Source organism: Bacillus cereus group sp. BfR-BA-01382 (assembly GCF_022663475.1).
In the GTDB taxonomy this organism is placed as follows: domain Bacteria; phylum Bacillota; class Bacilli; order Bacillales; family Bacillaceae_G; genus Bacillus_A; species Bacillus_A thuringiensis_S.
Genome location: NZ_JAKUFQ010000186.1, coordinates 1 through 4,496, shown reverse-complemented (window position 1 = coordinate 4,496; position 4,496 = coordinate 1). Strand labels below are relative to the sequence as shown.

Below are 4,496 nucleotides of genomic sequence, written 5' to 3'. Positions count from 1 at the left end.
CAAACTGTGTACCTGCTCCACTTCGCACTTTTAACACATCTGCTGTTACTACATAACTACCATTTGAAGATACTTGAGTTTGCGTATTACCTCCTGTGTGAGGGTCTGAAACAACTAACTTATCTCCAATATGTAGTACGTTCGATTGCAAACCACTCCACTCCCGAACTTTGTTGTAATCTACACCATATTTATTGCCAACATCCCAAAGTGTATCCCCTTTTTGAACAGTGTGAGTCATCGCTTCTGCATTTACTGTTTGACCAAACATCCCTAAAGCACCTACAACCACGCACGTACCTAATCCTACAATTGACTTTTTCATTTATTACAGCTCCTTAATTCATTTCGTTCATTGACTATAGTAAATATGTTAACACGTGCAAATACTATAGGCAATGTATTTTTAAAAAATAACAGACGAATAGTCAATGAATTTAAAAACAAAACCCCTCCGAAACATAAACCTATATACACAAAAAAGAAAAGACCTTCTTTTACAAAAAAATAAACAATAAAAAAAGGATAGTAGAACATATTGTCTACTACCCTAAAATTTATGATGCTAACCAACGAGAGAAGAAGTTTAGCAATTCTGGAGCGAATAACACACCAGTATATACGAAAACGGAAATCCCCATTCCAAGAAGACCTTTCCCTACGAATCCAATTAAAGCTACGATAGCAAAAACAATAAATGCAATTACAGCTAATGGCTGAATAAAGGTTTGTAAGAACTTAACTACGTCATATCCTTTTCTTTCAGCCCAATTACTTGCTTGGTCAATAGAAACTGATGGCACTTCTTTATCTGGGGCATAATCAAATTTCCTACTATTTGTTTTAATAGCATCTCTATTGATTGCCTCTACCTTATTAGTTGTCACGCTCTCTTCTGCGTGAGCCTGTATTTGGACAAGTGGTAAAATGAGTAATACCGCAATCCAAAATGCAAAGAAGAGATTTTTTGATTTTTCAATAACATGCATAGTTGCCACCACCTTTTCATTAAAATCTATATATTATAGATATAAAGATAGGTTTTCATAACCATGCATTGTCGAATTAACTCAAAAAAGAGTATGAAATTTTATATCTCATACTCTTTGTGTTTCATCGTTCTTAATCCATATTGTCTGGTATTAATTCTTCCACTGTTTCATCAACTAACTTCCACAAATAATCATTTGAGAATCCCCATTGTTTATAAATAATTTCCTGACATCTATTGCTTAATATAGCTCTATTACTCTCTTTATTTGAGAAATTCATTTTTTTGAATTCCTCTTTTACTAAAGTTATTACTCTCGTATCTAATTCTGTATTATTTACTTCTTTTTGCTGTTCTTTTTCCAGAATCTCAACTAATCGTTCTTTTTCAGTAGTTGTTAAAGACAATAATTGACCACCTTTGATTTTATTAATCATTTTAGTTATCATAATATTCTCTCCTCTTTAAATATAATTTATAAATTATAAATACCTAATTTTTATTCTGCTCATGTATTTTAGATTAATAAATCGGAATTTATAATTCATATCCATTAACAAATAAAAAAGAAGTACAATACCCTATTCCTGCGGATTCTTAGCACTTCTTAGTTGCTCTCATTTTTACAATACGTTAAGCGTTTCATCTATTTGCACGTCTAAAATCACCATTCCATAAATAGAAAGTATTATCTCTTATAAGGAGGTAATTCTTCTTCCAGTTCCTCTACATCATTCATTAAGTCATCTACCCTATTTCTTAATCTCTTTGTTCTTTCTTTTTCTAATTTAAGTGCTGTTTCAAGTTCTTTTGTAATAAAAATAAACCTCTTAGCCAATTCTCGCAAGGCATCTTCTGTATATTTCTCACTTCTTAGTAATTCATCTAATTCTTCCATAGATAAATTTGTCAACTTTTTTGTATCAACAATGACTTCGTTCATTCTTTTACACCTTCCTGCTTTAAATCGACTTTTTCTTTACTCTCTTCTTTAGGATTTTCAGATTTTTCTCCATAAACATTTTTGATAGTGGTATTCCAACTCTCAAACCAAGTATCAGATTTCTTTTTTTCATCTTTCATGTTATCAACACTTCAATTAGTAAATCTTTACTTAATTTCTTCATTTTCTTTTATATATTATCATCTCTTATTATAATATGAGATTCCTATATAATTTCCGTTCTTTTTCCGCACCTTCCACAAGTAACTATCATACCATCAGGCATGGGTTCTGCTTTAAAATTATCACCACAAATTTCTTCCGTTAAATCTATAAACGTGTCATGGCTTTCGCTATGGTATTTTTCTTCCACTTTATAAGATTTCTCATTCTTGCAGTTACAAGTTAATGTAAATGATAGCTTCATAATGTATCCTCTTTGTAGTATGATATTCTAACATTTATATACTTTAAATAATTTCTACTTTTTTTGTAATCTTTGACCAATACGTTTTATCTTCTTCATTTCCAGGATGTCTATACTGTGTTGTTGGATTTGTTGCACTAAACCCTTGTTTTCGATATTTATTGATTTCTTTATTAACGACATCATATTCCTTGTCTTCAACATACATTTCTGTAAGTTCAAATTTTTTAATTTCTACTTTCATAGTAATTTCTCCTTTCATACTCCTTTATCTCAAATATCCTATGAGGAGAGATTTATAGCGATTCCCTTAAGTACAGAACCACCCCCACAGCTAAAGCGGTGGGAGTGGTTAGGTTACTATTTTTAATCTTAAATCTTTTCATTTCTTTTTACAATCTATTGCGACTAATTCCACTTTTTACACAAGTCATCATCATCTACTTCTTTATGTATTTTATTTTCTACACAAATCAGTTGTGTACCCGTAGTCATAGAATGCGAACACGACAAACAAGAATAGTCTGACTTTCCAATCCAACGAGAATCATTTTCTTTTTTCAACTCTTTGATTAATTCACCCTTAGTCATTTTTGTATTCCCTTCCTGTTATTTCCCATTTTACATCACTATACTTTCCCTCGCCTCGAATAATTGACGGGACTTCAGGTTGTGTTGCATCAAACTCTGCCATTTGTTCAATTGTCATACCTTCATCATAAGCTTCCTTATTCGGCTCATATTCCCATGTTACAGTCATGGTTAACTTAATCTTCTCTGTCATTACATTCCCTGCTTTCACTACTTATGCTTGTTTTATTTATACTTTAATTATTTTTCTTTTGTTTTTTGTTATATAACATGACGTACAATCCACTATCCTCTTGATTTTCTATCCCATGTAAAATAATTGATGTCCAATAACCATCTAAAATCATACGTTTAATAAATAGTCTATCAAGACCACCATTTTGAGGGAATCCACTGTACTCAAACTCTTGCTCATCCAATGCATGTGAGCAATTCTCCTCGAATCCATAACATCCAAATATTCCTTGAAAGACATCTTCTGTATCACTATTTTCTTCGAAGCCATTTTCAAAGATAACTGTTACTTTGTCCGTAGAACAAATTTTTTGGAACATTTCTCTATATTCACCTTGAAAATCAATCAAACCTGTCATTTTTCTGTTAGGCGTACTATTTCTTGTAAGGGACGAAACAATCTCCCACGCTTCCTTTGGTAACACATAATTTAAATCATTATTTGTATAAGAAATCATAATACATTCTCCTCCGTTTAAATAAATCTTAATATTTTCATTAACAATAGTCAATTAAATATATACATACATCATTACTCAATCTCTCCTCTTTTAATTATTTCAATGTAAAATACCTGTTTTTTTAGATTTGTATTATTATATGTGATTAAAATGTAGACATTCTATAGAGAAGTAAAGGTTATCTTCATAACTTTAGGGTGTTTCTTGTTTTGAAACAAAACATACTTTTATTACAATAAAAAAAGAGGGAGAATGTCTCCCTCTTACTTTATTATTTCAATGCACGTCCCACGCTTGTAACACTTCCCCAATTGTTAATTTTAGAAACTTTGATTCTATCATTTGATTGAGGAGCATGAATGTATTCATTATTACCAATATACATCCCTACATGGTGAGCAGGTTGTCCCCAGAATACTAAATCTCCTGGTTGTGCTTGGTCTTTTGGAATGTTTGTAGCCCATGCTTGCTGTTGTCTTGCTGTACGTGGGATATTCAGTCCCGCTTTTTTAAAGCCATACTGCATAAAGCTTGAACAGTCAAATCCAGGTGATTCTACAGGATACCCACCAATCCAAGCACCTGTTTTTCTCGCAGGTTCCCATTCGCCATTTGCTAATTTTTTAGGTGGTATACTTCCACCCCATGCATACCAAGAACCAATAAACTCTTTTAAGTATCCATAAATTTCTTGGGCTTTTTGGCTACCTTCAATACTCATAGGACCTCCGCCACCAGGAGTGGAAGTTCCATTTCCCCCACCAGTTTGTGTACCTTCACCAGTAACGAATGGTGTTGCATCTACACGTTGCCCTTTATAAACAACTTCTAAATGCATGACTTCTCCAC

At 32.4% G+C, this 4,496-nt stretch carries 11 protein-coding genes; all 11 read right to left on the bottom strand.

The window, feature by feature from the left end:
- The coding region (locus MR160_RS32835; protein ID WP_242299133.1) for a LysM peptidoglycan-binding domain-containing protein at positions 1-325 on the bottom strand (325 nt) is incomplete at its 3' end.
- 232 nt (positions 326-557) lie between these two features.
- The gene (locus tag MR160_RS32830) at positions 558-989 is read right to left on the bottom strand and encodes a hypothetical protein (protein ID WP_242299132.1); all 432 of its coding nucleotides are present in this window, start codon (positions 987-989) and stop codon (positions 558-560) included.
- Between the two features lie 133 nt (positions 990-1,122).
- Positions 1,123-1,440, bottom strand: a complete 318-nt coding sequence (locus MR160_RS32825; protein ID WP_242299131.1) for a hypothetical protein — start codon at positions 1,438-1,440, stop codon at positions 1,123-1,125.
- Between the two features lie 239 nt (positions 1,441-1,679).
- A complete protein-coding gene (locus MR160_RS32820) occupies positions 1,680-1,934 on the bottom strand; it encodes a hypothetical protein (RefSeq protein WP_242299130.1) in 255 nt (84 codons plus the stop codon).
- Positions 1,931-2,074, bottom strand: coding sequence for a hypothetical protein (locus MR160_RS32815; RefSeq protein WP_242299129.1), 144 nt, complete (start codon positions 2,072-2,074; stop codon positions 1,931-1,933). Before MR160_RS32815 ends, MR160_RS32820 begins: the two co-directional genes overlap by 4 nt.
- Before the next feature lie 86 nt (positions 2,075-2,160).
- Positions 2,161-2,361, bottom strand: coding sequence for a hypothetical protein (locus MR160_RS32810; RefSeq protein WP_242299128.1), 201 nt, complete (start codon positions 2,359-2,361; stop codon positions 2,161-2,163).
- Positions 2,362-2,404: 43 nt separating this feature from the next.
- On the bottom strand, positions 2,405-2,605 hold the full coding sequence (locus tag MR160_RS32805; RefSeq protein ID WP_242299127.1) for a hypothetical protein: 201 nt from the start codon (positions 2,603-2,605) through the stop codon (positions 2,405-2,407).
- 164 nt (positions 2,606-2,769) lie between these two features.
- A complete protein-coding gene (locus tag MR160_RS32800; protein WP_242299126.1) occupies positions 2,770-2,952 on the bottom strand; it encodes a hypothetical protein in 183 nt (60 codons plus the stop codon).
- Entirely contained in the window at positions 2,945-3,145 is a 201-nt protein-coding gene (locus tag MR160_RS32795; RefSeq protein ID WP_242299125.1) for a hypothetical protein, read from the bottom strand. Before MR160_RS32795 ends, MR160_RS32800 begins: the two co-directional genes overlap by 8 nt.
- A 43-nt stretch (positions 3,146-3,188) precedes the next feature.
- Positions 3,189-3,644, bottom strand: coding sequence for a hypothetical protein (locus MR160_RS32790; protein ID WP_242299124.1), 456 nt, complete (start codon positions 3,642-3,644; stop codon positions 3,189-3,191).
- Between the two features lie 274 nt (positions 3,645-3,918).
- On the bottom strand, positions 3,919-4,496 hold a 578-nt coding region (locus MR160_RS32785), incomplete at its 5' end, for a C40 family peptidase (protein ID WP_242299123.1).

Bases quoted from the DNA above. Each gene is read 5' to 3' on its own strand.
- MR160_RS32825 (WP_242299131.1), bottom strand. From the start codon at position 1,440: ATGATAACTAAAATGATTAATAAAATCAAAGGTGGTCAATTATTGTCT.
- MR160_RS32790 (WP_242299124.1), bottom strand. From the start codon at position 3,644: ATGATTTCTTATACAAATAATGATTTAAATTATGTGTTACCAAAGGAA.
- MR160_RS32795 (WP_242299125.1), bottom strand. From the start codon at position 3,145: ATGACAGAGAAGATTAAGTTAACCATGACTGTAACATGGGAATATGAG.
- MR160_RS32820 (WP_242299130.1), bottom strand. From the start codon at position 1,934: ATGAACGAAGTCATTGTTGATACAAAAAAGTTGACAAATTTATCTATG.
- MR160_RS32805 (WP_242299127.1), bottom strand. From the start codon at position 2,605: ATGAAAGTAGAAATTAAAAAATTTGAACTTACAGAAATGTATGTTGAA.
- MR160_RS32815 (WP_242299129.1), bottom strand. From the start codon at position 2,074: ATGAAAGATGAAAAAAAGAAATCTGATACTTGGTTTGAGAGTTGGAAT.
- MR160_RS32810 (WP_242299128.1), bottom strand. From the start codon at position 2,361: ATGAAGCTATCATTTACATTAACTTGTAACTGCAAGAATGAGAAATCT.
- MR160_RS32830 (WP_242299132.1), bottom strand. From the start codon at position 989: ATGCATGTTATTGAAAAATCAAAAAATCTCTTCTTTGCATTTTGGATT.
- MR160_RS32800 (WP_242299126.1), bottom strand. From the start codon at position 2,952: ATGACTAAGGGTGAATTAATCAAAGAGTTGAAAAAAGAAAATGATTCT.